The sequence below is a fragment of the Martinezella paranaensis genome (assembly GCF_014200235.1).
Lineage (GTDB): Bacteria > Pseudomonadota > Alphaproteobacteria > Rhizobiales > Rhizobiaceae > Rhizobium > Rhizobium paranaense.
Window position 1 is genome coordinate 386791 of sequence record NZ_JACHBI010000003.1, and the last position, 24115, is coordinate 410905.

Sequence of the window (24115 nt, forward strand, 5' to 3'; positions counted from 1 at the left end):
TAAGCAAGACATGACTGAATCGGCAGAAAAGCCCGGAATGCAGGCAGGTAGCCTCTATAGGCGGAAGCCCGTTTTTGCCGTGGCCCCGATGATCGACTGGACGGATAGGCATTGCAGGTATCTGCATCGGCAGATCAGCCGGCATGCGCTGCTCTATACCGAGATGGTGGTGGCGGATGCGATCATCCATGGGCCGCGCGACCGGTTGCTAGGTCGTGACGCCAGCGAGCATCCCGTGGCGCTGCAAGTCGGCGGCTCCAATCCCGCCAAGCTTGCGGAGGCGGTGCGGATTGCCGAGGCTTATGATTATGACGAGATCAACCTCAATGTCGGCTGTCCTTCGGACCGCGTGCAGTCGGGCACCTTCGGCGCCTGCCTGATGCTGACGCCGGAGACGGTGGCGGATTGCATTGCGTCGATGAAAAGGGTTTCCAAGGCTCCGGTGACGGTAAAATGCCGAATTGGCGTCGATGAGCAGGAGCCGGAACAGGCGCTGCCGGAACTCATTACTCGCGTGCTCGATGCCGGCGCTGATGCCGTCTGGATCCATGCCCGCAAGGCCTGGCTGAAGGGCCTATCGCCGAAGGAAAACCGCGAGATCCCGCCGCTGGATTACGAGATCGTCTACCGGATGAAGCAGCGTTGGCCCGATGTTTTCATCGGCATCAACGGCGGCATCCAGACGTTGGATCAAGCCGAAGCGCATCTTGCCCATGTCGACGGCGTCATGCTCGGCCGCACCGCCTATCAGAACGCCGCCATCCTTGCCGATGTCGATCATCGTTTCTACGGCGAACCGTCCGTCGAGCCGGATTGGAATGACCTGCGCGACCGGATGATGGCTTATACGGAGCGCCACATCGAGCAAGGCGGACGCCTGCAGCATGTCGCCCGCCACATGGTCGGCCTCTTCACCGGCCTGCCGGGCTCCCGCCGCTACCGTCAGATCCTCTCCACGGACGCCAATAAGCCCGGGGCTGGGCCGGAGGTGATCGCTGCCGCATTTGCCGCGGTGGATTTCGCCGGTGAGGGCGAGCGGGTGAGCGCTTAGGCACGGAGCCCTATCTCGCCCCCGGCGGGCGAGATAGGGCTCCGCATTCGCCGCGCTCGCTTACAGCTCAAGGCCCGCCTCGCTTGCGCGCTGCGGCCCCCTCATCCGCCCTTCGGGCACCTTCTCCCCGGCGGGGAGAAGGGGGAAACGCAAAAACGGCGCGGTTTTCACCGCGCCGTTCGAAACCTTATCCAGGTAATCAACTAAGACTTAGGAAGCCTTGATGTTGACAGCCTTCGGGCCCTTGCCCATGCGATCCGGCTCGGTGTCGAAGGTGACCTGCTGGCCTTCGCGGAGCGACTGGATGCCGGAAGCCTGGAGAGCGGAAATATGGACGAATACGTCCTTAGCGCCGCCGTCCGGGGTGATGAAACCAAAACCCTTGTCCTGGTTGAAGAATTTTACGATGCCCTTGGTGGCCATTGGGATAGTCCTTTTCCCTTCAGTCTGAATATTCTGTCCGGGAAACCTTCCCGGACGGCTTTGCCTCCGCGCCATGCGAAAGCCAGTCGAGAAGTTCACGTACGGGGAAAGAACGTCTACGCAGAGGATAAACCTCTGTAGGCTGCCTCGCGTAGTCGGCATTGCCAAATCAGTCCAGTCACCGGCATGCAAATGCCCGAGCGCGCATATGGGTGACAGGATTTACGACAAAAGGCAAGGGGCAATATTGGGGCAAAGCGGGAATGAGCCCGGATAGGGGGGAGATTTCAAGGGGTTGGAGAGGTGATGCATGTGCCGGCGAGGGGCGTCATTGTTTCACTTTGATACTACGATGAGGCGAAAATTACCCGGATACCGATTAATGGCGTCGCTTCGAGGACAATTTATTTGCGACGAGTCACTTAAATAACGACAGAGCTATCGCCGCGCTGGCAAATCCCAAACCCGATAGAGGTTGTTGAGCGCCTCCGCTGAGTGGCATTCGACAACCGGCAGGCCGGATTCTTGGAGAATTTTTGCGTATTTGACGCCGCTGTTGCGGGTTTTCACAAGGATCCAGTGAATCATTTCCCATTTGATGCTGTCCTGGGCACCTTCGAGATGTCCCGCACGGTCCGAGCGGTTGATCAGCGTGCGCTTGAGATAGCGGGAAAAGCGTAGCCAGTGATTTGACGTTATGAGAATGGCGCCGGTAGCGCGGGCCAGACGCTGCGGCATCAGGCGCGAATAGTTGCCTTCCATAACCCACTGCTCGCCAAGAATTGCCGCATCGTGCAGCGCGGCAAACTCTGCTTCCGGGCGCGGCTGCCAATCCGTATGGGGCAGATGATGAAGTTGATCGAGATGCACGGCCGGAAAACCAAGCTTTTTAGCGAGGGCGACGGCCAATGTTGACTTCCCAGCATTAGAAGGGCCGACAACGACAACGCGCTCGCCAAGGGAGTGCAAAGGCAACATGAGGACACCGGTCGGGAAATTGGGATGGCTTCCATTGGCCGGAATAAGCGGTGTTGTCAAACGATCAACGGGCTCGCGCCTGTCGGCGACAATCCCTTGTGGCGGCATGTTCGCGAATTGCGCCGCAGCTTTGCGCACGCGGGGCCGGTCTCAAACTACTTCGATCTTGAAATCCGTGCCTTCCCACCGCTGCGTATCCGTCCAGAAGATCGTAAAAACGACAGTGCTGGGGCCGAGCGTCTTCGTCGGCAGGTCACAGACGTAGGTGCCAAAGCCGGCGTCGCGAGACGGGGTGTCGGTGAAGTTTGCCCAGCCGTCGGTGGACCAGTGCACCAGGGCGGACCCGGGCAGTTCGATGCGCAGGGCGCGGCCTGCCGGCATTTGAGCGCGCTTGTTGGTCGGGCGCCAGGCGAAGGGCGCGGGGGCCGGCTTTGTGGCGACGTAGCGGGCAAAGGTTTGCGGTGGCATGTCGAAGATCACACCGTCGCGGATCGAGCGCAGCAGCTTGATGTGTTCCGCATGGGCCCAGACGAGCGGCATGGCGCTGCCGGAGGGGCGACCGAGGAACAGTTCACGTTCCGGCACGTCTGCGCTGTCCCAGATCTGTTCGGGCAGGAGCCCGCCCTCGCTTGCCGAGGCCTCCAGGGCTGCCAGCAGGCGTCGCGCCTCATCCGGTCGCCCGGCGGAGAGTTCATAATGGGCGCGCTCGCCGGTCAGCAGCGGCCAGAGTCTCCCGATACCGCTGCCGGCGAAGGGCGCGCCGCCGGTGCGCTCGCCATAGCCGTCGTCATTGTAGCGGTACCAGTAGGGGCCGGCGGGAAGCTCGCGCCGCAATTCCGAATCGATCGCCGCGACGGTGCCGACGATGCGTGGATCGTCGGCGGCCCGGAGGCCGAAGCGCACCAGTGCCAGCGCGTCCGGGCTGAGAAGCAAGTCCGCCTCCACGACTTCATTCCCGTCGTCGCGATTGCGGATCGGGATGAAGTCACGCCTCAGTGACGAGCTGCCGTCCGTGGCCGATGCGATGCGCACATAATAGCCCTCGATGCCGAGGCTGCGCGACAGGTCCGTATCGGTGGCGTAGGTCCATTCCTCGATGCGCTCGTTCCAGCCGTCGGCCACCTCGCGCAGATATTGCGCTGCCGCCAGCCGGCCGGCCGCTTCCACCGCATCGGCGGCCGCGAGAAGCCCGGCGATCTCGACGGCGAGCGTGAAGGGCGAGTAGCCGGCGTCCTCTTCCCAGCGATCTTGCTGGGTGGCGGGACCGTTTTTGACGATATAGGCCGCGGCGGCCTCGATCATCGGTAGGTACCGGCCGCTCTCCGAGGCGTCGATCGCGCCGGCGCGCAGCAGCATGTCGTAGAGCAGGATGGGAAAGGCCGTCTCGTCCATCTGGATGCCGTACCAGTAGGGCCGGCCGTCGAGCCAGGCGTTCTGCACCCAATGGCCGTCCGCCTCCTGAATCGCCGCGAGATAGTCGAGCACGGAGCGTGCATCGGCCTTGGCGCCGGCGGCAAGCAGCGCGCCGGCGGTTTCCACGAGATCGCGTGTCCAGACCAGGTGATAGCCGCCGAGATCATCGTCGCTCTTGTTGAACCCCCACGGGATGGAGAGGCTGGCGATGATGGCACCGGAGGCATCGTCGCGGTGGGTGGCGAGCACGCCGGTACTGACGCGGTATCGGTTTAGCTGGTTGGGATCATGGGGCTCATCGAGGGCAAGCAGGCTTGCCTGCCATTCTCGCCAGCCGCTGCGATAATGCTTCAGCGCCGGCTTGACGCCCTGGTCCAGGCTGAGGACGGCACGAAAGGCGGCTTCCTCCGGCTGCGTACCGAAGCCGATGGCGATCAGCGCGCGCCCCTCGTTTGCCTGGATATCGAGCGTCCCCGACAGCGCGATGTTGCCGCTGGTGGCGCAGCGGTACTCCTCCTTCAGGCTCTCGCCGCGCGACAGCATCTGCCAGCCATCGGAGAAGCCGACATAGCCGACCGAACGCGCCAGCCAGGGCACCGAGGCGGCGACCGCGAGCACCCGGCCGGAACCCTCGGCAAAGAGCATCGGCCTGCCTTTGAAATCGGCGTACCAGCCGGTGTTATCCGAGCCGCCATTGACCAGATGCGGCGCCACGAGGGCATGCAGCCGATAGTCGGAGAGCTGGCCGATGAGCGCCTGAAAGTGGACATTCTGCAGCACCACTTCACGCTCTGGGTCCGAAAATATGGTCTTGGTGATGCGATAACGACCGTCGCGAGCAGTGTTGACGAGGCGAAACGCCGGGACGCCGTCCTCGATTGCCTGCACGCGATGATCGGCGTCGCGCTTCTCCTCGGAAAAATAGCCGTCAGCCGTCACGATGAAACCGAAATCACGGACGCAGGCCATATCGAGCCGCGGCGCGTAGATCTCGTTGAGGATGCCGTGGCTCGCCGTGAACCAGACGCTGCTCGCCGTGCTGACGGCAGTGCCGACCGCACTCTTATCGCTCGAGGTCCAGCGGGGCTCGATGCCCGGGGCACCGGGCGGGACTATGGAACCGGGTGGCAGTGTCGGAAAGGCCAAGTGTCGATCCTCCGTCGTATGCGCTCCTCTTCGGCGGGCCATCCTGGATTGAAATTGAGCGATCCGCAATACGCCTGGGCTTGACAGCCGGCGCCGAACTTGCGCCCGATAGGGGCGGGAGAACGATCGAGGGCATGGCCCGGAGAGGAGCGCTAGACATGGATGACATGACGGAAGCACCCGCAGCGGAGCAGACACGCAGCCATAGCAAGCCGAAGGCGCATGCCGCGCCGGCGAGCCGCATTGTGCTTGCCGTCGATATCGGCGGGTCGCATGTGAAGGTGGAACTCAGCAGCGGCAGCGAGCGACGCGCGGTCGAATCGGGGGCCAAACTGACGGCGGCCAAGATGGTGGAGGCGCTGCGCGACCTCACGGCCGACTGGCACTATGACCTCGTCACCATGGGATACCCCGGACCCGTGATCGCCCACCGCGCCGCCGCCGATCCGTTCAACCTCGGGCCGGGATGGAAGGATTTCGATTTCGAAACAGCCCTCGGCAAGCCCGTGCGGATGGTCAACGACGCGCTGATGCAGGCGATCGGCAGCTACGAGGCGGGCCGCATGCTCTTCCTCGGCCTTGGTACCGGCCTTGGCTCGGCCATGATTGCCGAGAGCGTCTGCATGCCCCTGGAACTGGCGCATATGCCCTACCGCAAGGCGACCTTCGAGGACTATGTCGGCGAACGCGGCCTAGAGCGTCGGGGCAAGGGCAAATGGCGAAAATCAGTCTTCGACGTCGTCGAGCGCTTGGACAAGGCCCTGCTGCCAAACTACATCGTCATCGGCGGCGGCAATGTCGAAAAGCTCAAGGAACTGCCCCCGAAATGCCGACGCGGCAGCAACGACAATGCCTTTCGCGGCGGTTTCCGGGTCTGGTTGGATGAGAGTCTGCGCATCTGAGGGGGAGTGGGGCAGGCGAACGTGATGGCCTCTGCGATGTCTAATTGGGCATCACCCGATACACGCAGGCAGTTCCCTCGACGCCCCGGAGAGGAGCCTCGAAGGCAACCAATCTTTGGCCGGCGAGAAGTTGGCTGACGCCCGGCGCCGAAAACAGTGCTTCGGAAATGCAAATCTCTCCCGCGCCCGCCAGCGACTGGACGCGTGCGGCAACATTGACCGTCTGGCCGAAATAATCGAGGTTTTCGTTCAAACTCACGGCGATCGAGGGGCCGCAATGGGCTCCGATCTTCAGGATGAGGCTAGGGTCGCCATGCTGAGCATTGTAGCGCTCGATGACCCCCAGAATGTGCAGCGCGGCCGAGACGGCATCCGCCGGGCGGGAGAAAGCAGCCATCACGGCGTCGCCGATCGTCTTGACGATCGCGCCCGAATGCTCCTGCACCGTCGCGCCGAGCAATGCGAAATGCTCGCGAACCAGCGCATAGGCATTGAGATCGCCGAGCCGCTCATACATGGCGGTCGATCCCTTGAGATCCGTGAACAGCAGGGTCACCTGACGGATACCCAGACCTTCCTTCTCATCGACATTTTCCGATCGGAATAGGCGCCGAAACGTCTGTCGGGCCAGCAGCATGCCGCCCGACATGTAGGGATCGAAGTCGAGAGCCGGCTTGACCGTCTGCGCCAGGATTTCAGGTGGCCAATTGATCAGCAGCAGCGAGCCGCGTGAGGCGCCGGAATTCTGCACGTCGATGATGACAGGACCCGGCGGCACCGCCGGCAGCGAAGCGGAAAAGCGCTGCCCGTCATATCCGATCCGCAGGTGCGTCGGCACTGTCACGGGCTCGCCTGCGACCGGCAGCGCGAAACTCGCCTGCGTCTGGACATTGATGCCCGCCAGGGCGCCGGGACCGAGCTCCGCCCTTAACGTTGTGATCGAGCCCGGCGGCAGGAAGGAGAGGCCGCGAACCAGACCCTGCAGGACGTCGAGAAAGCGGACCTGTTGGCCGGGCATCCGCGCGTCGCTCAGGAATCGCGCCTTCCAATGAAAATCCTCGACCGACAGCGAGGCGGGATCATGAAACGTCAGCCGGCGGAGGTGCGGCGACACCGTGAAGGTAACCTCGATGAAATCGTCGAGGTTGGTTTCGCCGCTGACATCGCAGAGGCCGCAGACATAGTGGGTCTTCAACGTCCGCAAGGCACCGAAACTGTCGAGCACCATGCCGGATTGGGGACACACCACATCCCAGCTCATTTCGAACAATCCGCTTCGGGTCGCATGGAGAAACAGATCAATGCTTTCCGCCACCGCGATGGCGCGGTCGCGAGCGAAGGCGAGGGGATTGACGCGGAAAAGAGACAAGTCGTCGCCGCTGCGGATCAGCGTTTCGAATTTGGAGATGACCCGCGGACTCCAGGGCCGGGCCTGCTCGATCTCAGCGATCTTGCTTTCAAGGAGCCGTTCCTGAACGTCAGTCATATGGCACCTGCGCTTCAGCTACCGATCAGGTTTGGCCGTGGCTTTGGAGGTGTTTTGGTGGTTTGAGACTATAGCAGAGAATGGAACGTGCGTCCGCGTGGTCAAAAGGAGAACAAGTCGGCCTGAGCAATCGCCGAGCGTTGAACGGCCAGGGTACGGGGAGGAATTTTAGACGCTGAGATGGTGAATTTGTAAGCGCGGACGTAATAATCACGCGAAACGTTCGATGAGTAATATTGGTAGGATGCCGGATGACCACTGCCGCAGAGATAGCTAACTTTAGGCCTTCTTTCCACCGAGTAAGAATCGATCTTGGTCATCATTTGACTACGAACTTTGCTGATGATGATTGGGAGCGAACAGACGCCTCCCGCATTGCTTGCTGGCAATCTGCAAGATCAATGCTTGATCAGAGGGAATTCAATTGTGGTGATTGTACCGTCAATCTCAGCGTTGACTGGGGTCCAGTTATTGCACGACTTCAAAACGATTTTGATGTAATGCAACGATTGGAGAAAGTAAAAGGTACGCCAGAAGCTTCTGAGATTGCTCATCAATTTTCATTGGCTTCCGTAGAGGTCACATTTTTATTTCAGCTTAATGGTGACCGTCTCTCCAAAACACCATCGTTGGTGGCTATTTCCGAGTATTTTCTGCACGATTTCTTTCTTATTGTGAACTTGGCCGCGCCCGGAGCTTGCAACTTCTACGGCACAAAAATTATCCAGCCGGAAGACCGATTTGCTGAGCAAATAAATTTGTCAAATGTTCTCTTCGAGAGTTCGATATTGGATGCCAGAAGCGATAGCTGGCCAAAGGTAGGTTTTCTGAATTTAAGTGAAGTGATCGTGTGGTTTTATTCCATCAGATCGGAAATGAAGTTGCTGCCAAAAAACAGAATGGAAAGAGTTGTTTTTGCAATGCTTCATTTGTGTAAAGCAGGCATCTCACCAACAAACGTGATTTGGATATTCTACGGACTGGAGACGCTTTTTGATACCAAGATCGGCGAAAATTTTAGAACACTTGTTTCGAGAATTCAGCTCTTGTTAGACCTCAGTGAGGCGGAGTTCAAAATTTTAAAGAAAAAGATGCGTGAGTTGTATGACATACGAAGTGCTTTTGTGCATGGCGGCCTTGAGGTAATTCATCCCCTGCAAAATGAAATGCTAGACAAGTCGGTTGATGAAATGACTTCTCGATTCATAGATACTGCTGATTTTGGTTTTCGTATCCTTTTAGCGTCTGTTCAGGAGATCATAAGACGAGGCTGGCGTGAACCAAATTTTAGAGAGGTTCTGGAAGGGATAGCTCGTTGAGTTCGGACGATAATCACCTTCCAGGCCGCCCCGTCTCCCCTTCGTCCACCCCGTCCTTTACTTCTCAGCCACCGCATCCTCATAGGACCCGACACACGGCTTCGCTGGGATAATCGGCTTGTCCGGCACCTTGCCGAGCACCGGCTTCTCCGCCCTGTCGACGGTCATTTCGTCCAGCGTGTTCTTGCGGAAGAGGGCGTATCGGCGTCGACGGGCAGCGCGACAGGAAGCGGCACACGTTCAGATAAGGCGTTTGCCCTGGGCATCGAGAACCTGCTCGCCGTCCTCCTTGGTGAAGGCGCCTTTGTGGGTGTCGGGCAGGATATCCAGAACGATCTCGGAAGGCCGGGAAAGACGGGTACCGATCGGCGTGATGACAAATGGGCGGTTGATCAGGATCGAGTCCTTCAACATGGCATCGAGCAACTGATCGTCGGTCAGGCCCGGATCGTCGAGGCCGAGTTCGGCGTAGGGCGTGCCCTTCTCGCGAATTGCCTCGCGGACACTCAAACCCGCATCCGCAATCATCTTGACGAGCTGTTCGCGGGTCGGCGGATTTTTCAGATAGTCGATGACAGTCGGTTCGATGCCCGCATTCCGGATCATCGCCAGCGTATTGCGCGACGTGCCGCACGCCGGGTTGTGATAGATCGTGACGTCCATGGTCATGGGGCGAGTTCCGTTTCTGTAAGAGTTTGAGGATTGCGGGCTTCCATCAACAGCCAGCTAACGAGCATTAACGCCAGCAATGCGCCCAGGATTTCCGTGCTGCGGGCAAGTTGCGACTGGAAAACTGAAGCCGCCTACTTCCCAGGCCGCCCGGTCTTCCCTTTGGTGCGACCCTTCCGCTGCTTCTCATCCACCGCATCCTCATAGGACCCGACGCCCGGCTTTGCCCGAATGATCGGCTTGTCCGGCATCTTGCCGAGTACAGGCTTCTCCGTCCTGCCGACGGTCATCTCGTCGAGCGTATTTTTGCGGAAGAGGGGCGTGCCGGCGTCGCTGCCGGGCCCCATTTCGTCGAGGTTGGGCTTGGCGAAGTAGGAGCGCTGTGACCCGCCCTCGTGGTTCGAGACGGCCCTGCGGGCCTCCTCACCATGAGGGCTACCTGTTGAGGCCCTCGCGCCGGTTTCGCCAGGATGGTTCGAGGGTCGTTGCACTCCCGCCTCACCATGAGGGCTGCCTCCGGATGCGGCGCTCGCTCCGTCCTCATCCTGAGGTGCGGAGGTTGAAGACCGGAGCCTCGAAGGATTGGGGCGGCCGCTTTTGCCGCCTTCGATGCTCTTCGCCTCTTCGCGCGCCATCGGGTCGTCCATGACGGCGAGTTCGGCGGCCTTGAGGCGTTTGATTTCGTCGCGCAGTCGCGCGGCCTTTTCGAAGTCGAGGTCGGCGGCGGCGTCGCGCATGGCTTTTTCCAGCGCGTTGAGGTGGGTCTGCAGGTTGTTGCCGACGAGGTGGCCGCCATCGGCAAAGCCCTTGCCGGAGACGCCGCCGATGTCAGCGCGGACGTGGTCCTTCTCGTAGACGCTGTCGAGAATATCGGAGATTTTCGCCTTCACGGATTCCGGCGTGATGCCGTTTTCCTCGTTATAGACCATCTGCTTTTCGCGGCGGCGGCTGGTTTCCTCCATTGCGCGGTGCATCGAGCCGGTGACATTGTCGGCATAGAGGATGACCTTGCCGTCGACGTTGCGCGCCGCGCGGCCGATCGTCTGGATCAGCGAGGTTTCCGAGCGCAGGAAGCCTTCCTTGTCGGCATCGAGGATCGCGACGAAGCCGCATTCGGGGATGTCGAGACCTTCGCGCAGCAGGTTGATGCCGACGAGCACGTCGAAAGCACCCAAGCGAAGATCGCGGATGATCTCAATGCGCTCCAGCGTGTCGATGTCGGAGTGCATGTAGCGGACGCGCACGCCCTGTTCATGCAGATATTCGGTCAGGTCCTCGGCCATGCGCTTGGTCAGCACGGTGCAGAGGGTGCGGTAGCCCTTGGCGGCGGTCTCGCGGATTTCGCCGAGCACGTCGTCGACCTGCGTGCGGGCGGAGCGGACCTCCACCGGCGGGTCGATCAGGCCGGTCGGGCGGATGACCTGCTCGGCGAAGACACCGCCGGATTGCTCCATTTCCCAGCCGCCCGGCGTTGCAGACACGGCGATCGTGTCGGGGCGCATGGCGTCCCATTCCTCGAAGCGCAGCGGCCGGTTGTCCATGCAGGAGGGCAGGCGGAAGCCGTATTCGGCCAGTGTCGCCTTGCGCCGGAAGTCGCCGCGATACATGCCGCCGATCTGCGGCACGGTGACGTGGCTTTCGTCGATGAAGATAATGGCGTTGTCGGGGATGTATTCGAACAGCGTCGGCGGCGGCTCGCCGGGGTTGCGGCCGGTGAGGTAGCGCGAATAGTTCTCGATGCCCTGGCAGGAGCCGGTGGCTTCCAGCATCTCGACGTCGTAGCGCGTGCGCTGCTCCAGGCGCTGCGCTTCCAGCAGGCGGCCGGCCTTTTCCAGCTCGGCGAGGCGGAGCCTCAACTCCTCCTTGATCGACTTGATGGCGCCGTTCAGCGTCGGGCGCGGCGTGACATAGTGCGAATTGGCGTAGATCTTCACCGACTTCAGGTCGCCGGTCTTCTGGCCGGTCAGCGGATCGAATTCGGTGATGGCGTCGATCTCGTCGCCGAACATGGAGATGCGCCAGGCGGCATCCTCCAAGTGGGCCGGGAAGATTTCGATCGTATCGCCGCGGACACGGAAGGAGCCGCGGATGAAATCCATGTCGCGGCGCTTGTATTGCTGCGCCACGAGGTCGGCCAGGAGCTGGCGCTGGTCCAGTCGGTCGCCGACATTCATCTGGAAGGTCATGGCCGTGTAGGTCTCGACCGAGCCGATACCATAGATGCAGGAGACCGAGGCGACGATGATGCAGTCGTCGCGCTCCAGCAGCGAACGCGTCGCCGAGTGGCGCATGCGGTCGATCTGCTCGTTGATCGAGGATTCCTTCTCGATATAGGTGTCCGAGCGCGGCACATAGGCTTCCGGCTGGTAGTAGTCGTAGTAGGAGACGAAATATTCGACCGCGTTGTCCGGGAAGAAGTTCTTGAATTCCGAATAGAGCTGCGCCGCCAGCGTTTTGTTCGGCGCCAGGATGACGGCCGGGCGCTGCGTCGCTTCGATCACCTTGGCCATGGTGAAGGTCTTGCCGGAGCCGGTGACGCCGAGCAGCACCTGGCTGCGGTCGCCGTTTTCCAGGCCCTCCACGAGATCGCGGATCGCGGTCGGCTGGTCGCCGGCCGGCTGGTATTCCGAGGCCATGCGGATGCTGATGCCGCCTTCGGATTTTTCCGGCCGGGCAGGGCGGTGCGGTGTCCAGATCTTGCCGTTCTTGTGCAGCGGATTGCCGCTTTCGATCAGCGCCGACAGTGCCTCGACCGTGGCGGTGACGGCCGTGCCGGCATTGACGGCGTCCTCGAGCGTCGTATCCATGCCGGCCACCGGATTGAGCCCGGCGGCGGCTCGTGTTTTGGGGTCGGTGGAACCGCCCATGGAGGTGCCGCGCGCCGATTTCGACGCCGCGATCTCGACCTTCTTCCGATGCTTGCCCGCCTTGGAAGCGATCTCGCGCTGGCTTTCGACGCTGGTGGCCTCGGCCTCCGCTTCGAGCTGCTTGACCCAATCAGCGACGCTGCCGCTGAGCGGCGCACCTTCAAACGAGGCCTGCGGCGCCTCTTCGAAACCGGTCGGGGCGGGGGAGTTTTTCGGTGATTTTGCCATGGGCGGAATATGGAGGGAGTCACCGCCGATGTGAAGGGGGAAAGAGTACAAAAGGGAAACGGATCGTCGATTTTTCGGCTCCTCATCACGCAAAATGTGATGGAACCCAAAGGCGGCCGAGACGTTGGCGGGACGCTGCCCCAGACATCCGCCGGCTCGTTGCGTGAGCGCCGGAGGAAAAGCCCGCCGCAGCGTCAAACCTGCCCGGCGAAATGCCGGGTCCCCCCTTGCTTCGACGGCATCCGGAATTGCCCGCCTCGCCGCCGCCATCCGGTCGGAGGACCATGATGTCAGCATTGGATAGTTTACGCTCTTTGTCTCCACAGCAACGCAACACCGTCATTGCCGCCTATCTCGGCTGGACGCTGGATGCTTTCGATTTCTTCATATTGGTCTTCGTTCTCAAACATATCGCCGATGAGTTCCATACCGACGTTCCGACGGTCTCCGTGGCGATCTTCCTGACGCTTGCCATGCGGCCGATCGGGGCGCTGATCTTCGGGCTAGCCGCCGATCGCTTCGGCCGGCGAATAACGCTGATGGTGGATGTGCTGCTTTATTCGATCTTCGAGTTCCTCACCGGCTTTTCGACCGGGCTGACGATGTTTCTGATATTGCGGGCGCTCTTCGGCATCGCCATGGGCGGTGAATGGGGCGTCGGCGCATCGCTGACGATGGAAACGGTGCCCGAAGACTCGCGCGGCATCATCTCCGGCATTCTGCAGGCCGGCTATCCCTCCGGCTATCTGCTGGCGTCGATCGTGTTCTTCCTGCTGTTCCCGATCATCGGCTGGCGCGGCATGTTCATGGTCGGCGCCCTGCCGGCGCTGCTGGTGCTCTATATCCGCCGCAACGTCGAGGAATCGCCGGCTTTCCTGCAGCGGCAGGGAAAGCCGCAACGGGCGTTCGCCACCGTGCTGCGCGAGAACTTACCGCTGTTCCTGTGGGCGGTGGTTCTGATGACCGCGTTCAATTTCTTCAGCCACGGCACGCAGGATCTCTATCCGACCTTCCTCGAAGTGCAGCGGCAATATAGCAGCTACACAGTCGGTGCCATCGCTATCGTCTACAATATCGGCGCGATCATTGGCGGCTTGTTCTTCGGAGCCCTGTCGCAGCGCATCGGCCGGCGGCGGGCGATCGTCATCGCCGCGGCGTTGGCAATCCCGATTGCCCCGCTATGGGTGTATGCGCCTGGGCCAGTGCTGCTCGCCATCGGCGCCTTCCTGATGCAGTTCTTCGTGCAAGGCGCCTGGGGCATCGTGCCGGTGCATCTCAACGAACTGTCGCCCGACGAAGTGCGGGGCACCTTCCCCGGTTTCGCCTATCAGCTTGGCAACCTGCTCGCATCCGGCAATGCAACGATCCAGGCTGGCCTGGCGGCGCGTTGGAACGGAGACTACGCCTTTGCGTTGATGATCGTGTTGATCATCGTCGCGGTCATCGTGGCGTTGTTCTCCGGGTTTGGTTTCGAGAAGAAGGGTATCCGCTTCGGCGGGAAGGGGACGGAGGAACCCCAGAGCGCGATGCCGATCTGATCGCCGCGCCCTCGTCGGAGCATGGCCGGCGGCTCATCACCGCCGGCCTCCAGCCTAGAGCGGTTCAGCGTTTCACGGAATCGCTTTCCCGCTCTATCTCTTTCCGGACAGAAAACCGCTTCGCACTTTTCCTGGAAGTGCTCTATTTGCCGCAGATCTCGGAAATCTTCGCCTGCGCAAAGCCGCGGGCAAGCTCCTGTATTCCGCCAACGGAGGATATCAGGTCGCCGATCGGCCCGCTGACGCTGACATGTGAATCGGTAATCTTGCAGGCCCCGACGTCGACCGTCACCGAGGCTTCCAACTGCCCTTTGACGGTTGCCTGGACGATGCCGTGCGATTTGCAGGCGAGATCGGCGCGGGCGTTGATCTGCACGCCACTGGCTGCGCTGCAGAGATCAAGAGATTTGACCTCGAATTTCTCCTTGTGATCGACGCCCGGCAGTTTCTTGCAAGGGTCGGCCTCGTTCACCGACTTCTCGATCTGCGGACCGAACTTGCTCTGCAGCAGCGACCAGCAGGAGCCAGGCCCGCTTTGGGCTTGCGCGGATGCCATAGGCAGAGGAGAGAGCGGCAGAACGAAGGCGACGGCCAACAATCCCATGCGAAGCGACGGCGGGAGCGAGGAGGGAAGTGCAGCGGATGTCTTGATCACAGAGGTCGATTCCTTGGCGGATAGGACAGGAGACTATGTGCGCAGTCTTCCATGTCTCCGGCCGACGTAGCAATCCCCACATTCTTGTGAACGCACGACGCTTCCAGCCACCGCCAATTCGCCCCATTTCCCTATTCACCTCACTGCCGCGTTTAGGCGCGGCACTCCGCTCTTGAATTTTCAGGGACTGCCGGGCCATGGTGCGAGCGATTCGTTATGCCCAAAGGATTTGCCATGCCCTCTATTCTCAACCCGGCCGCCATCTGGCCGGTCGTCATGCTGTTTGCTTCCAATATTTTCATGACCTTCGCCTGGTACGGCCATCTCAAGCACAAGAGCACGGCCATCGCGATCGCCGTTCTCGGCAGTTGGGCTATAGCCTTCTTCGAATATTGCCTGGCCGTACCCGCCAACCGCATCGGCTCCGGCTACTATTCGACGGCGCAGTTGAAGACCATTCAGGAGGTGATCACGCTGATCGTGTTCTCGGGCTTCTCGGTCCTCTGGCTGGGCGAGAATCTGACCTGGGGCCACGCCATCGGTTTTGCGCTGATCGCCGTCGGCGCCTCCTTCATTTTCCGGGGATGAAGCGGGCATAAGCCGCTAGGCAGCGCTCGCCATTCATCCTATGATTCGTCTGGCGGTTCGGCCTTCGCGGAACTGCCGGCGAATGGCATGTTTCGGGAGGAAGAGATGTCGGGTTCGTTGCGTTCGGTATTGGATGAAACGGCGCGGGGGCTGGCGCCGCTGGAGGCGAACGGCAAGATCTTGTCGATGGCGCCGGATCGTTTCGGCTATCTCGAACCGACCGACGCCGCGACTGATATTGCGACACTGCGCGAGCAATATCAGCAGCATGGCTATCTCTGGCTCAAGGGATTTCTGAAGCGGCAAGACGTACTCGATTTCCGCGCCTGGGTGTTTGCGCATCTGATGGACACCGGGCTTCTGCAGCCCGGCTCGGACCCGATGGTCGGCCTCGCTGCGGAGGGGGAGGCTGACAAGGCGCAGGCCGACCGGAGGCTAATGGCCTTGGTGCGCTCGGTGGCCTATGAGGGCTTCTGCACCCAGCCGCGGCTGGCTTCGTTCATGGACGAATTCCTGCAGGGCATCTCCTATCTGCACAAGCGCAAGATCATGCGCTTCACCCGGCCGAACACCAGCGTCGTGACCCCTGCGCACTACGATCTCGTCTATCTGCGCGGCGGCACGAGCCGTATCGTCACAGCCTGGATTCCGATCGGCGACACCCCGGTCGATATGGGCGGCCTCGTCTATCTCGAGGGATCGCACCGGATCGGCACCGATATGGAGAAGGAGTTCGCGGCCAAAAGCGCGTCGCTCTCGCCGGAGGAACGCGTCAGCGCCTTCAACAAGAACATGACCGAAGGCGGCTGGGTTTCCAAAGACCTGCCCGACATGGCGGAGCGCTTCAAGACGCGCTGGCTCGCTGCCGACTACGAGGCCGGCGATATCGTGCTGCACAGCCCCTATATGATCCATGCGTCCACGACCAATCGCGATCCGAAGGGCCGCCTGCGCCTCTCGACCGACATCCGCTATCAGAATGTCGAGGACGAAATCGACGCCCGCTGGGGCAATCACTGGAGCTTGGGGGATATGCTCTAGAGCACTTCCAAGAAAAGTGCGCAGCGGTTTTCCGTCCGGAATGCGTCAAAACAAAGGGATAGAGCGGGAAAGCGATTCCGTGAAACGCTGAACCGCTCTAGATGCGAGCGCTCCGGCTCAATTCATCTGATCGAGAATACCCCGTGCCGGCGCATAGCCCTGGGCAGCGGCTTTCTGGAACCAGCCTATCGCCGTGTTACGGTCTCTGGTTACACCATCGCCGCGGAGATAAGCGTAGCCGAGATGGAATTGTGCCTTGGGCAGGCCTTGATTGGCGGCTTTGGTGAACCACGCGATCGCCTGGGTATAGTCCTGCGGCACGCCCTTTCCGAGCGCATAAAGACTGCCGAGGCCATCCTGCGACGCTGCATCGCCTTTGATTGCCAAAGGCTGCCATTGGGCGAGGGCGCTGGCATAGTCGCCCTTGTCAAAGGCGGCTTGCCCGTCTTCGGCATGGGCTTGGAAAGCGATCGAAAGTGCCAGCGTCAGTCCGAGGCCTATCTGTCTGAGCCGCATCCGGCGATCTCCCATCCATGATTCCCGTTCCGGCAAGACCTAAGCATAGCTGCTTGTCAGCGCAAGGCTGGCAGAGACTTCGTTCATCCGGTCATTTCAAATCCGGATGGTCTTTTTCTGCAGCGGCTTTTCCTCATTGTCATCGGGCTCATTGTCGTTGTGACCCATGGTCTTTGCCTTGCGGAACCATTCGAAGGATTTTGCCCAATTCGCCGGCACGCCATCGCCGTCACGATACATGACGCCGAGGTTGTAGGCAGCGTCGGCATAGTTCTGCGCGGCCGCCTTTTCGAACCAGTCGACGGCCTGGAGACCGTCTTTGGCAACGCCTTCGCCGTCGCGATACATCACGCCGAGATTGTACTCAGCTTCGACGTCATTTTGATCCGCCGCCTTGCGGAACCAGGCAAGGGCCTCAACGTCGTCTTCAGCAATTCCGTCGCCATCGGCATACATGGCGCCGAGATTATATTGCGCCTCTGCGTCGCCTTGATCGGCCGCCTTGCGGAACCAAAAGACGGCTTGATTGCCGTTTTTGGGGACGCCTTCACCGTCGCGATACATGACGGCGAGATTGTATTCCGCCTCGATTTTTCCCTGGTCAGCGGACTTGCGGTACCAAGCTAAAGCCTGGGCATCGTCGCGGGGCACCCCGTCGCCCTCGTCGTACATGATGGCAAGATTGTATTGCGCGTCGGCGTTACCCTGGTCGGCGGATTTGCGATACCAGGCGACGGCCTCGCCCTTGTCCTGGTTTACGCCGTCACCGTTGTCGTACATGACGCCGATATTGAACTGTGCATCTGCATCGCCCTGCTTGGCTGCCTTGCTGTACCAGACAAAAGCTTGCGCTCTGTCCTGAGCCGCGCCTTCGCCATTGTCGTACATCAAAGCGAGATTGTATTGCGCATCGCGATAGCCTTGTTCCGCGGCCTTGCGATACCAGACGACGGCCTGGGCGTCGTCCGTTGCGACACCTTCGCCCTCGTCATACATCGTCCCGACGTTGAACTGCGCCTCGGCATTGCCCTGATCGGCAGCCTTGCGATACCAGTTGAGCGCCTGGGTGAGATCCTTCTCGACGCCATCGCCTTCCTCGTACATTTCGCCGAGTTTCAATTGCGCCGCGGCGTCGCCTTTGCTCGCGAGCGGGCGCCAGTAGTCCAGCGCCGCCTTGTAGTCGCCTCGGTTATAGGCGTCCTGTCCTCGATCGGCATGCGCGATGCCGATGGATGCCAGCGCAAAAAGCAATCCGATGGCCGCCCTCTTGAAACGCACGTTAGACTCCTCAACCTGTGATCTCATTTATGTGAATACTAAACAACGCCACGGGCGAGCGCGCAAGGCGCTGCTGCACGCAGGAGTTATAGGACTATGGCAACAGCGTCGTCAGCACCTTGAGAAGGACCCAGCCTGGCTCGTCGCTCTGGCCATTCGTTTTGACGGGCTCTTGACCCTCCGGGCCAACATCCTTGATCAGACCGCCCCCATCGGCTGCCATGTAGCTCAGGCCATGTTGCGCTTCCGGCAGGCCCTGATCTGCTGCCTTGTGGAACCAATCGGAGGCTTGGTTGGTATCCTTCGCCACGCCGTAGCCATTGTAGTACATATATCCCAGGCCATACTGGGCGCGGGCGTCGCCTTGCTCGGCGGCCTTGCGGAAGAGGTCGACGGCCTGGCCGTCGTCTTTGGGAACACCGTCGCCGCTGTGATAGAGGTAGGCAAGGGCATATTGCCCTTCCGAATTGCCCTGGTCGGCCGATTTGCGGTACCAGGCCGCCGCCTCGTTCTTGTCCGAAGCTGTGCCCTGACCGTTGTCATACATATAGCCGAGTGCATATTGCGCATCGGCACGGCCCTGATCGGCGGACTTGCGGTACCATTGCAATGCCTTGCCATAATCCTTGGCGATGCCGCGGCCGCCGGCATGCATGAAGGCGAGAGCGTATTCGCCTTGGGCATCTCCCTGGTCGGCCGCCTTGCGATACCATTCGACCGCGATATCATCATTGACCGGAACGCCCTGACCATTAGCGTAGGAGTAGCCGACGGCATATTGCGCATCGGCACGGCCTTGATCCGCCGATTTGCGGTACCATTGCAGCGCCTGCTTATCGTCCTGGGGAACGCCGAGGCCGTTGGCGAAGCCGTAACCAAGCGCGTATTGCGCGTCCGCGCGGCCCTGCTCGGCGGATTTCCTATACCAGGAATAGGCCTGGGCATCGTCCTGATCGACGCCTCGGCCGTTGGCATAGGCATAGCCGAGCGCATATTCGCCTTGGGAATCGCTCTGATCTGCTGATTTTTGATACCACTCTATCGCCTGGCTTAGGTCGGCGGCCGTGCCAAGGCCGTTATCATACATATAGCCGAGCGCATATTGTGCATCGCCGCGTCCCTGATCGGCCGACTTGCGATACCAGGCGAGCGCCATCGTATCGTCCTCGCGGACGCCGATGCCGTGTGAATACATGTAGCCGAGCGCATACTGGGCCTGCGGTTGGCCGAGCGCGGCGGATTTCTGGTACCAGCCGACCGCCTGTGCGTTGTCGATATCCAAACCGCGGCCGTTGGCGAGGGAATAGCCGAGGGCATATTGCGCGTCTGCATTGCCCTGTTCGGCGGCTCTGCGGTACCAGGCATTTGCCTGTGCCAGATCCTTGTCGGCGCCGCGACCGTTGGAATACATGTAGGCAAGGGCGTATTCAGCCTTGGCGTTGCCCTGCGCTGCCGCCTTTCGATACCAATCGACAGCCTGCGCATCGTCATGCTCGACGCCCTGGCCGTTGGCGTAGAGATAGCCGAGGCCATATTGGGCGGCCGGATTGCCATCTTTTGCGTATTGTACCCAATATTTCAGCGCGATCGTCGTGTCGTCGGGGCTTGGCGCGGGATCATCGGCATAGGCAAAGGGAGCGAGCGAAAGAGCGAGCGCCAATCCAAATGCAAAGCTGTTGATCTTCAAAAGCGCGCCCTCCCGTCCGCAAGCTAATATTCGGCCGCACTGAACAATGCGGGATAGTTCTGGTCAATGGGTGTACAGCATGGAGATGGCAGTCGTTTTACCGATATCGGTCCGGTCGGCACCGTTGCCGTTCTCATGCTTGGAATGCAGCAAAATATGGGTATCGCTCCCTGCATGGCTGGTTGCTTCTATCCCGGGAGCACATCGTACAGCCGAAAAATCCAGCTAATCTGGTAGATCAGCCCGATCGACACGAACACCGCCTGGAAACGGCGATTGGCGGTGATGGCGGCGATAATGCAGAGGACGATGTAAACGACGTTGCGGGTCGGATACTCCCAGCCGAGCGACCGGAAATAGGTCTCGCCCTTCAATAATGTGTCGATGAGGTCGACGGCGTAGGTGACCGCGAGCAGGCCGAAAAACCAGCGGCGACGTGAGATGAAATATTCTTCGAAACCGCCATAATCCTCAATCGAGGGAGGATTCAGCAGCACGCAGAGGAAGTAGAACAGGCAGCAGAAGCAGATCAGGAAAAGATAGACGCCGAAATTGATTTCCGCGACGGACTGCAGCCGATATTCCCACCACCAGAAATGGATGATGAACAGGAACATCGATAGTACCCAGCCGAGATGAACCAGATAGACGCGGTGCTTGCCAGGCGATTGCACGAAACCGGCGAGGCGTGTCAGGAGCTGGGCAAGAGCGAGGCCGATGACCATGCTCATGACCGTCCTGATATAGACGTAGACCTCGGGCGTCCGCGCAGCCTCCATCCATCAGCTCTCCGCGGGAACCGGCTTCGGCGCGCCGTTCTCATCAAGCGCCACCATGATGAACGTACCGGCCGTGACCTTCTCCAGCTTGGCGTAACGCGAGCGATGGGCCCAGGCTTCGACGATGAGCGTGATCGAGGTTCGGCCCACGCGTTCGATATAGGTATAGACGCTCAGCGTATCGCCGATCTTCACCGGCAGTTCGAAAGCCATTTCCTTGACGGCGGCGGTGACGACGCGCCCGCGCGCGCGCTCGGCGGCGCGAATGCCGCTCGCCAAGTCCATCTGCGCCATGACCCAGCCGCCGAAGATGTCGCCGGCAGGATTGGCGTCGGCGGGCATGGCCAGCGTGCGCAAGGTCAATTCGCCTCTTGGCTTGACGCTGTCGTTCATTCATTCGCTCCAATCGACAAAGACTTTGATTCCGGCGTTCAGCCTACGCAATCGAATCTCGATGGGGAAGGCTTCGTCTGCGCTCGACAACAGCTCTTTCGAATGCCTCACGCTTTTTCTGACCATCGCGAATGTCCCGCTTTCGTGGGGCGGTAAGCATTCATTCACCGTTTTTATTTAAGATTCGTAATAGTTGCCGACCGTGGCTGGGGCAGCAGGAGCGGATCTGGAGTATGGCGTATTTGTCCTTTCTACGGCGGGCTGTCCTGCCGCTGCTCATGTCGTCGGCGCTGGTCGCCTGCACGGCTGATAGCCTCGTACCGCCGTCGAACATCGACAGCAGCGCCCGTGTCGGCTCGATCAAGCCACATCGCAGCATGGCGCAGCGGCAGTTCACCTACCAAGGTGACCAAGCTCCGGTTAACTCCGCCTCAGCCAATTACGCCAATACCTACAATCTCTCCGGCAGCCGGCAGAGTGCCGCGAAGATGCCTGCCTCTGCCGCCGCCAAACAGGGCCGCTTGCCGATGGCTGGTGCCAATGAGGCTGTGACGACCACGGACGTCGAACAGGGCTTAGCACAGCAGTCGGATGCGGCCTCTCAGGGCGTCAATATGGATGCGGAACTTGGCGTTGGACCAAGCGAGGAAGCGCAGTCCGGACCGGTCGTTGGACTGGCGCAGGAGGAAGGGCAGAATATTGCTGAGGGCGAAACCGATCAGCCTGTCGTCGACGGGATCGGCTCGGATACGCCCGTGCAGGCCAATCGCTCCATTATTCAACGCCCGAGCGCTCAGGCTGAACTCAATCAGTCGCCGATCCGCCGGCAGCAACCCAACGTGCAGGTCGCCATGTTGCCGCGTGTCGGCAACCCAATGCCACGGATCGAACAGCAGGAGGAAGTGCCGCAATCGTCGCCCGGCGGTGCCATGCCTGCTTCGGAAATCGCCTGCCGGCAGGAATTGCAGCGCATGGGCGTCGTCTACAACGACAAGCCGCCGATTTCCGATGGCCCGGCCTGCCAGGTTCCTTACCCGGTTTCGCTGAGCGGACTTTCTGGCAATATCGCCGTCAAGCCGGCGGTGACATTGAACTGTCAGGTAACGCTTGCCTTTGCAAAATGGGTGAAGAACGAATTGGCCCCGGCGGCCCGTACGCGCTACTGGACGGGTATCGGCACGATCGTGCCACTCGGCGGTTATTCCTGCCGCCGGATGAACAATAGCCGGCAACGCTACAATCCGATGTCGGAACATGCCCATGGCAATGCCATCGACGTCGGCACCTTCGTCCTGAAAAACGGACACGTCATCGATGTCCGCAAGAAGGGGCTGTTCTCCTTCCGTGAGGGCCGGCTTCTGAAGGCGGTGCGCAGCGATAGCTGCAACTATTTCGACACTGTGCTCGGCCCCGGCAGCAACGCCGAACACTGGAACCATTTCCACTTCGATCTGAGGGATCGCAGGGGCGGGCGGCGTTACTGCAGCCTGTGATGCAGATCTTACCTTGCGGGAACTGCAAATAGTGGCAATGCGTTGGTTGGGAGGCTAGTTGTCGCAGAAGCTGTTATCTCGAGCGTGTTTGCCACTACGCCGAGCAGGTCGCCGTTACAAAATCAAGCAATCTTGATAGTTGTCCGTCTATCGATGGAGTGAACGCAATGACTGAGAAGACGTCCATCAGGTCAAAGAAAGTCGCGGAGAAGACGGCCAAGCCGAGCAACGCTGGCGCCACTCTTCTTGCAGGTGGCAATCCGCAGATCGCTAAGGGTGAGGGTGACGCCCCCGTACAGGCCTATATTGCCGCCATGCCGGACTGGAAAAGCGACGTCGGCCGCCGTCTCGATGCGCTCATCGAGCGCACCGTTCCGGGTGTGCAGAAGGCGGTCAAATGGAACTCGCCGCTCTATGGGATGGAAGGCCAAGGCTGGTTCCTCGGTATCCATTGCTTCACGAAATACATTAAAGTTGCCTTCTTCCGTGGCACGTCGCTCGCTCCCGTCCCTCCCGGCGATTCCAAGAGCAACGACACGCGCTATCTCAACATCCACGAGGGCGATCAGCTTGACGAAGCTCAGCTTGCTGCCTGGATAAAGCAAGCCAGCCAATTATCCGGCGAACGAATGTGATGGGCACTGCGGCATAAGCGTGTTGTATGCTCAAATGACAGGGGGACGATATCCATTAAGAAAGCGACGACAAGCATGGCGAAGAGTGATCCGAAGGAAGGAACGGCAGAGGACTCTCCCTCTCTTCTGATAGATGGAAGAATCAAGGAGCTGAGTGATTGGCGGGGCGAAACGCTCGCTCGGGTCCGAACTCTCATTCAGCAAGCGGACCCCGAAGTGGTCGAGGAGTGGAAGTGGAGAGGGGTCCCGGTATGGTCGCATGATGGAATCATCTGCACCGGCGAGACCTACAAGAATGTCGTGAAGATGACCTTCGCTAAGGGCGCCTCGTTGGAGGACCCATCAGGCCTTTTCAACTCCAGCATGGAAGGCAATACTAGGCGTGCCATCGATTTCCACGAGGGCGACAAGATCGATGAAGAGGCATTGAAGGCACTCATTCGCGCGGCGGTGGCACTGAATACGGCGGCGCGTGCCGCTCGTCCGGCCCGCTCTCAGAAAAAATCAAAAAGCGCTTGAGGAGCGTTGCGAGAAAAATCGCAATGGCTCACTGCGGAATCCTGTGGGCAAGAAGTTGCATTTACCTGCATTCTTGTAGTTCCCTATAACCGTGCCAGCCAAAGTGGGGGAGTTGTTTATGGAAGAAGCGCCGAGAAGGAAGAGAGGCCTGGGGAAGGCCTTGGTCGCCGCTCTCATTGCGATCGTTCTTGTCATCGGCGGGCGCTGGTATGCCTATGTTGCCTATGCCAACGATCCGTTCGATGAGGTCGGCATCGGCCTTAACTCGATGATGCCAGGCCCGATACGTGAAAAGGGCTGCGAGATGTTGAAGGCGCGCTTCGAAAACAAGACCCTGCCGCCGGCAGGCTGCGGCGTCAACGGTGCCTGGTAGTTGGTGGGCGCCTGGTAGTTGGGGATCGATCGCCGGCAAAAGAAAAGCCGGCGCAGGGCCGGCTGGAGTGGCGCACAGCAACGACAGGGGATCTTTGCTGGCTCCAGAAAAAGAATTCTATGTCGCAATGGCGCATGC

Annotated in this window: 22 protein-coding genes and 1 pseudogene; 10 read left to right on the forward strand and 13 right to left on the reverse strand. The window is 60.4% G+C overall.

Annotation, left to right across the window (positions count from 1 at the left end; all coding sequences use genetic code 11):
- Positions 1 to 37: 37 nt before the first annotated feature.
- On the forward strand, positions 38 to 1051 hold the full coding sequence (gene dusA, locus GGD50_RS10765) for a tRNA dihydrouridine(20/20a) synthase DusA (protein WP_107108544.1): 1014 nt from the start codon (positions 38 to 40) through the stop codon (positions 1049 to 1051).
- Between the two features lie 210 nt (positions 1052 to 1261).
- On the opposite strand, the gene GGD50_RS10770 is transcribed toward dusA, so the two are convergent.
- The 3 genes from GGD50_RS10770 to GGD50_RS10780 all read right to left on the reverse strand — a co-directional run bounded on the left by GGD50_RS10770 (position 1262) and on the right by GGD50_RS10780 (position 5011).
- On the reverse strand, positions 1262 to 1474 hold the full coding sequence (locus tag GGD50_RS10770; RefSeq protein WP_028752932.1) for a cold-shock protein: 213 nt from the start codon (positions 1472 to 1474) through the stop codon (positions 1262 to 1264).
- Between the two features lie 438 nt (positions 1475 to 1912).
- A complete protein-coding gene (locus GGD50_RS10775) occupies positions 1913 to 2452 on the reverse strand; it encodes a P-loop NTPase family protein (protein ID WP_107108543.1) in 540 nt (179 codons plus the stop codon).
- 150 nt (positions 2453 to 2602) lie between these two features.
- Positions 2603 to 5011 carry a glucan 1,4-alpha-glucosidase gene (locus GGD50_RS10780; RefSeq protein ID WP_107108314.1) on the reverse strand — a complete coding sequence of 803 codons (2409 nt, stop codon included), beginning with the start codon at positions 5009 to 5011 and terminating at the stop codon, positions 2603 to 2605.
- Positions 5012 to 5169: 158 nt separating this feature from the next.
- Between GGD50_RS10780 and GGD50_RS10785 the strand changes: the two genes are divergently transcribed.
- Complete coding sequence (locus GGD50_RS10785) at positions 5170 to 5913, forward strand: ROK family protein (RefSeq protein ID WP_414124031.1); 744 nt, start codon at positions 5170 to 5172, stop codon at positions 5911 to 5913.
- A 40-nt stretch (positions 5914 to 5953) separates the two neighbouring features.
- Here GGD50_RS10785 and GGD50_RS10790 read toward each other — a convergent pair whose 3' ends face one another.
- Positions 5954 to 7399 carry an adenylate/guanylate cyclase domain-containing protein gene (locus tag GGD50_RS10790; RefSeq protein ID WP_107108313.1) on the reverse strand — a complete coding sequence of 482 codons (1446 nt, stop codon included), beginning with the start codon at positions 7397 to 7399 and terminating at the stop codon, positions 5954 to 5956.
- 251 nt (positions 7400 to 7650) lie between these two features.
- On the opposite strand from GGD50_RS10790, the gene GGD50_RS10795 reads away from it, so the two are divergent.
- A complete protein-coding gene (locus tag GGD50_RS10795; RefSeq protein ID WP_146143994.1) occupies positions 7651 to 8718 on the forward strand; it encodes a HEPN domain-containing protein in 1068 nt (355 codons plus the stop codon).
- 13 nt (positions 8719 to 8731) lie between these two features.
- Here the strand turns inward: GGD50_RS10795 and GGD50_RS33485 are convergent.
- From GGD50_RS33485 to uvrB, 3 genes and pseudogenes are all read right to left on the reverse strand, one after another.
- Positions 8732 to 8916: pseudogene (locus GGD50_RS33485) on the reverse strand (hypothetical protein); the annotation flags it as partial.
- Positions 8917 to 8958: 42 nt separating this feature from the next.
- The gene (gene arsC, locus GGD50_RS10800) at positions 8959 to 9387 is read right to left on the reverse strand and encodes an arsenate reductase (glutaredoxin) (protein ID WP_181316063.1); all 429 of its coding nucleotides are present in this window, start codon (positions 9385 to 9387) and stop codon (positions 8959 to 8961) included.
- A 134-nt stretch (positions 9388 to 9521) separates the two neighbouring features.
- A complete protein-coding gene (gene uvrB, locus GGD50_RS10805) occupies positions 9522 to 12482 on the reverse strand; it encodes an excinuclease ABC subunit UvrB (protein WP_107108311.1) in 2961 nt (986 codons plus the stop codon).
- A gap of 287 nt (positions 12483 to 12769) precedes the next feature.
- On the opposite strand from uvrB, the gene GGD50_RS10810 reads away from it, so the two are divergent.
- Positions 12770 to 14020: an MFS transporter gene (locus tag GGD50_RS10810; protein WP_107108310.1), complete on the forward strand. Its 1251-nt coding sequence runs from the start codon at positions 12770 to 12772 to the stop codon at positions 14018 to 14020.
- Between the two features lie 142 nt (positions 14021 to 14162).
- Here GGD50_RS10810 and GGD50_RS10815 read toward each other — a convergent pair whose 3' ends face one another.
- The gene (locus GGD50_RS10815) at positions 14163 to 14675 is read right to left on the reverse strand and encodes a hypothetical protein (RefSeq protein WP_107108309.1); all 513 of its coding nucleotides are present in this window, start codon (positions 14673 to 14675) and stop codon (positions 14163 to 14165) included.
- Between the two features lie 234 nt (positions 14676 to 14909).
- Between GGD50_RS10815 and GGD50_RS10820 the strand changes: the two genes are divergently transcribed.
- Positions 14910 to 15263 carry a DMT family protein gene (locus GGD50_RS10820; RefSeq protein WP_107108308.1) on the forward strand — a complete coding sequence of 118 codons (354 nt, stop codon included), beginning with the start codon at positions 14910 to 14912 and terminating at the stop codon, positions 15261 to 15263.
- A 105-nt stretch (positions 15264 to 15368) separates the two neighbouring features.
- Positions 15369 to 16304, forward strand: coding sequence for a phytanoyl-CoA dioxygenase family protein (locus tag GGD50_RS10825; RefSeq protein WP_107108540.1), 936 nt, complete (start codon positions 15369 to 15371; stop codon positions 16302 to 16304).
- 117 nt (positions 16305 to 16421) lie between these two features.
- On the opposite strand, the gene GGD50_RS10830 is transcribed toward GGD50_RS10825, so the two are convergent.
- The 5 genes from GGD50_RS10830 to GGD50_RS10850 all read right to left on the reverse strand — a co-directional run bounded on the left by GGD50_RS10830 (position 16422) and on the right by GGD50_RS10850 (position 20957).
- Positions 16422 to 16820, reverse strand: a complete 399-nt coding sequence (locus GGD50_RS10830) for a tetratricopeptide repeat protein (RefSeq protein ID WP_107108307.1) — start codon at positions 16818 to 16820, stop codon at positions 16422 to 16424.
- A 96-nt stretch (positions 16821 to 16916) separates the two neighbouring features.
- Positions 16917 to 18098 carry an SEL1-like repeat protein gene (locus tag GGD50_RS10835; RefSeq protein WP_107108306.1) on the reverse strand — a complete coding sequence of 394 codons (1182 nt, stop codon included), beginning with the start codon at positions 18096 to 18098 and terminating at the stop codon, positions 16917 to 16919.
- Positions 18099 to 18192: 94 nt separating this feature from the next.
- The gene (locus tag GGD50_RS10840; protein WP_107108305.1) at positions 18193 to 19785 is read right to left on the reverse strand and encodes an SEL1-like repeat protein; all 1593 of its coding nucleotides are present in this window, start codon (positions 19783 to 19785) and stop codon (positions 18193 to 18195) included.
- 188 nt (positions 19786 to 19973) lie between these two features.
- Positions 19974 to 20564, reverse strand: coding sequence for a hypothetical protein (locus GGD50_RS10845; RefSeq protein ID WP_107108304.1), 591 nt, complete (start codon positions 20562 to 20564; stop codon positions 19974 to 19976).
- Between the two features lie 3 nt (positions 20565 to 20567).
- Positions 20568 to 20957 carry an acyl-CoA thioesterase gene (locus GGD50_RS10850; protein ID WP_107108303.1) on the reverse strand — a complete coding sequence of 130 codons (390 nt, stop codon included), beginning with the start codon at positions 20955 to 20957 and terminating at the stop codon, positions 20568 to 20570.
- Positions 20958 to 21190: 233 nt separating this feature from the next.
- Here GGD50_RS10850 and GGD50_RS10855 point away from each other — a divergent pair, with 233 nt between their 5' ends.
- The 4 genes from GGD50_RS10855 (at position 21191) to GGD50_RS10870 (ending at position 23977) form a co-directional block, all read left to right on the forward strand.
- Positions 21191 to 22450, forward strand: a complete 1260-nt coding sequence (locus GGD50_RS10855; protein WP_107108302.1) for an extensin-like domain-containing protein — start codon at positions 21191 to 21193, stop codon at positions 22448 to 22450.
- Between the two features lie 167 nt (positions 22451 to 22617).
- Positions 22618 to 23085, forward strand: a complete 468-nt coding sequence (locus GGD50_RS10860; protein WP_107108301.1) for a DUF1801 domain-containing protein — start codon at positions 22618 to 22620, stop codon at positions 23083 to 23085.
- A gap of 75 nt (positions 23086 to 23160) precedes the next feature.
- Entirely contained in the window at positions 23161 to 23604 is a 444-nt protein-coding gene (locus tag GGD50_RS10865) for a DUF1801 domain-containing protein (RefSeq protein WP_210318803.1), read from the forward strand.
- A gap of 118 nt (positions 23605 to 23722) precedes the next feature.
- Complete coding sequence (locus GGD50_RS10870) at positions 23723 to 23977, forward strand: hypothetical protein (protein ID WP_107108299.1); 255 nt, start codon at positions 23723 to 23725, stop codon at positions 23975 to 23977.
- The last annotated feature ends 138 nt before the right edge of the window (positions 23978 to 24115 follow it).

What these genes read in the sequence shown, in the direction of transcription:
- dusA (WP_107108544.1), top strand. Translation starts at nt 38, where the DNA reads ATGCAGGCAGGTAGCCTCTATAGGCGGAAGCCCGTTTTTGCCGTGGCC.
- GGD50_RS10770 (WP_028752932.1), bottom strand. Translation starts at nt 1,474, where the DNA reads ATGGCCACCAAGGGCATCGTAAAATTCTTCAACCAGGACAAGGGTTTT.
- GGD50_RS10775 (WP_107108543.1), bottom strand. Translation starts at nt 2,452, where the DNA reads ATGTTGCCTTTGCACTCCCTTGGCGAGCGCGTTGTCGTTGTCGGCCCT.
- GGD50_RS10785 (WP_414124031.1), top strand. Translation starts at nt 5,170, where the DNA reads ATGGATGACATGACGGAAGCACCCGCAGCGGAGCAGACACGCAGCCAT.
- GGD50_RS10790 (WP_107108313.1), bottom strand. Translation starts at nt 7,399, where the DNA reads ATGACTGACGTTCAGGAACGGCTCCTTGAAAGCAAGATCGCTGAGATC.
- GGD50_RS10795 (WP_146143994.1), top strand. Translation starts at nt 7,651, where the DNA reads ATGACCACTGCCGCAGAGATAGCTAACTTTAGGCCTTCTTTCCACCGA.
- arsC (WP_181316063.1), bottom strand. Translation starts at nt 9,387, where the DNA reads ATGACCATGGACGTCACGATCTATCACAACCCGGCGTGCGGCACGTCG.
- uvrB (WP_107108311.1), bottom strand. Translation starts at nt 12,482, where the DNA reads ATGGCAAAATCACCGAAAAACTCCCCCGCCCCGACCGGTTTCGAAGAG.
- GGD50_RS10810 (WP_107108310.1), top strand. Translation starts at nt 12,770, where the DNA reads ATGTCAGCATTGGATAGTTTACGCTCTTTGTCTCCACAGCAACGCAAC.
- GGD50_RS10820 (WP_107108308.1), top strand. Translation starts at nt 14,910, where the DNA reads ATGCCCTCTATTCTCAACCCGGCCGCCATCTGGCCGGTCGTCATGCTG.
- GGD50_RS10825 (WP_107108540.1), top strand. Translation starts at nt 15,369, where the DNA reads ATGTCGGGTTCGTTGCGTTCGGTATTGGATGAAACGGCGCGGGGGCTG.
- GGD50_RS10830 (WP_107108307.1), bottom strand. Translation starts at nt 16,820, where the DNA reads ATGCGGCTCAGACAGATAGGCCTCGGACTGACGCTGGCACTTTCGATC.
- GGD50_RS10845 (WP_107108304.1), bottom strand. Translation starts at nt 20,564, where the DNA reads ATGGAGGCTGCGCGGACGCCCGAGGTCTACGTCTATATCAGGACGGTC.
- GGD50_RS10850 (WP_107108303.1), bottom strand. Translation starts at nt 20,957, where the DNA reads ATGAACGACAGCGTCAAGCCAAGAGGCGAATTGACCTTGCGCACGCTG.
- GGD50_RS10855 (WP_107108302.1), top strand. Translation starts at nt 21,191, where the DNA reads ATGGCGTATTTGTCCTTTCTACGGCGGGCTGTCCTGCCGCTGCTCATG.
- GGD50_RS10860 (WP_107108301.1), top strand. Translation starts at nt 22,618, where the DNA reads ATGACTGAGAAGACGTCCATCAGGTCAAAGAAAGTCGCGGAGAAGACG.
- GGD50_RS10865 (WP_210318803.1), top strand. Translation starts at nt 23,161, where the DNA reads ATGGCGAAGAGTGATCCGAAGGAAGGAACGGCAGAGGACTCTCCCTCT.
- GGD50_RS10870 (WP_107108299.1), top strand. Translation starts at nt 23,723, where the DNA reads ATGGAAGAAGCGCCGAGAAGGAAGAGAGGCCTGGGGAAGGCCTTGGTC.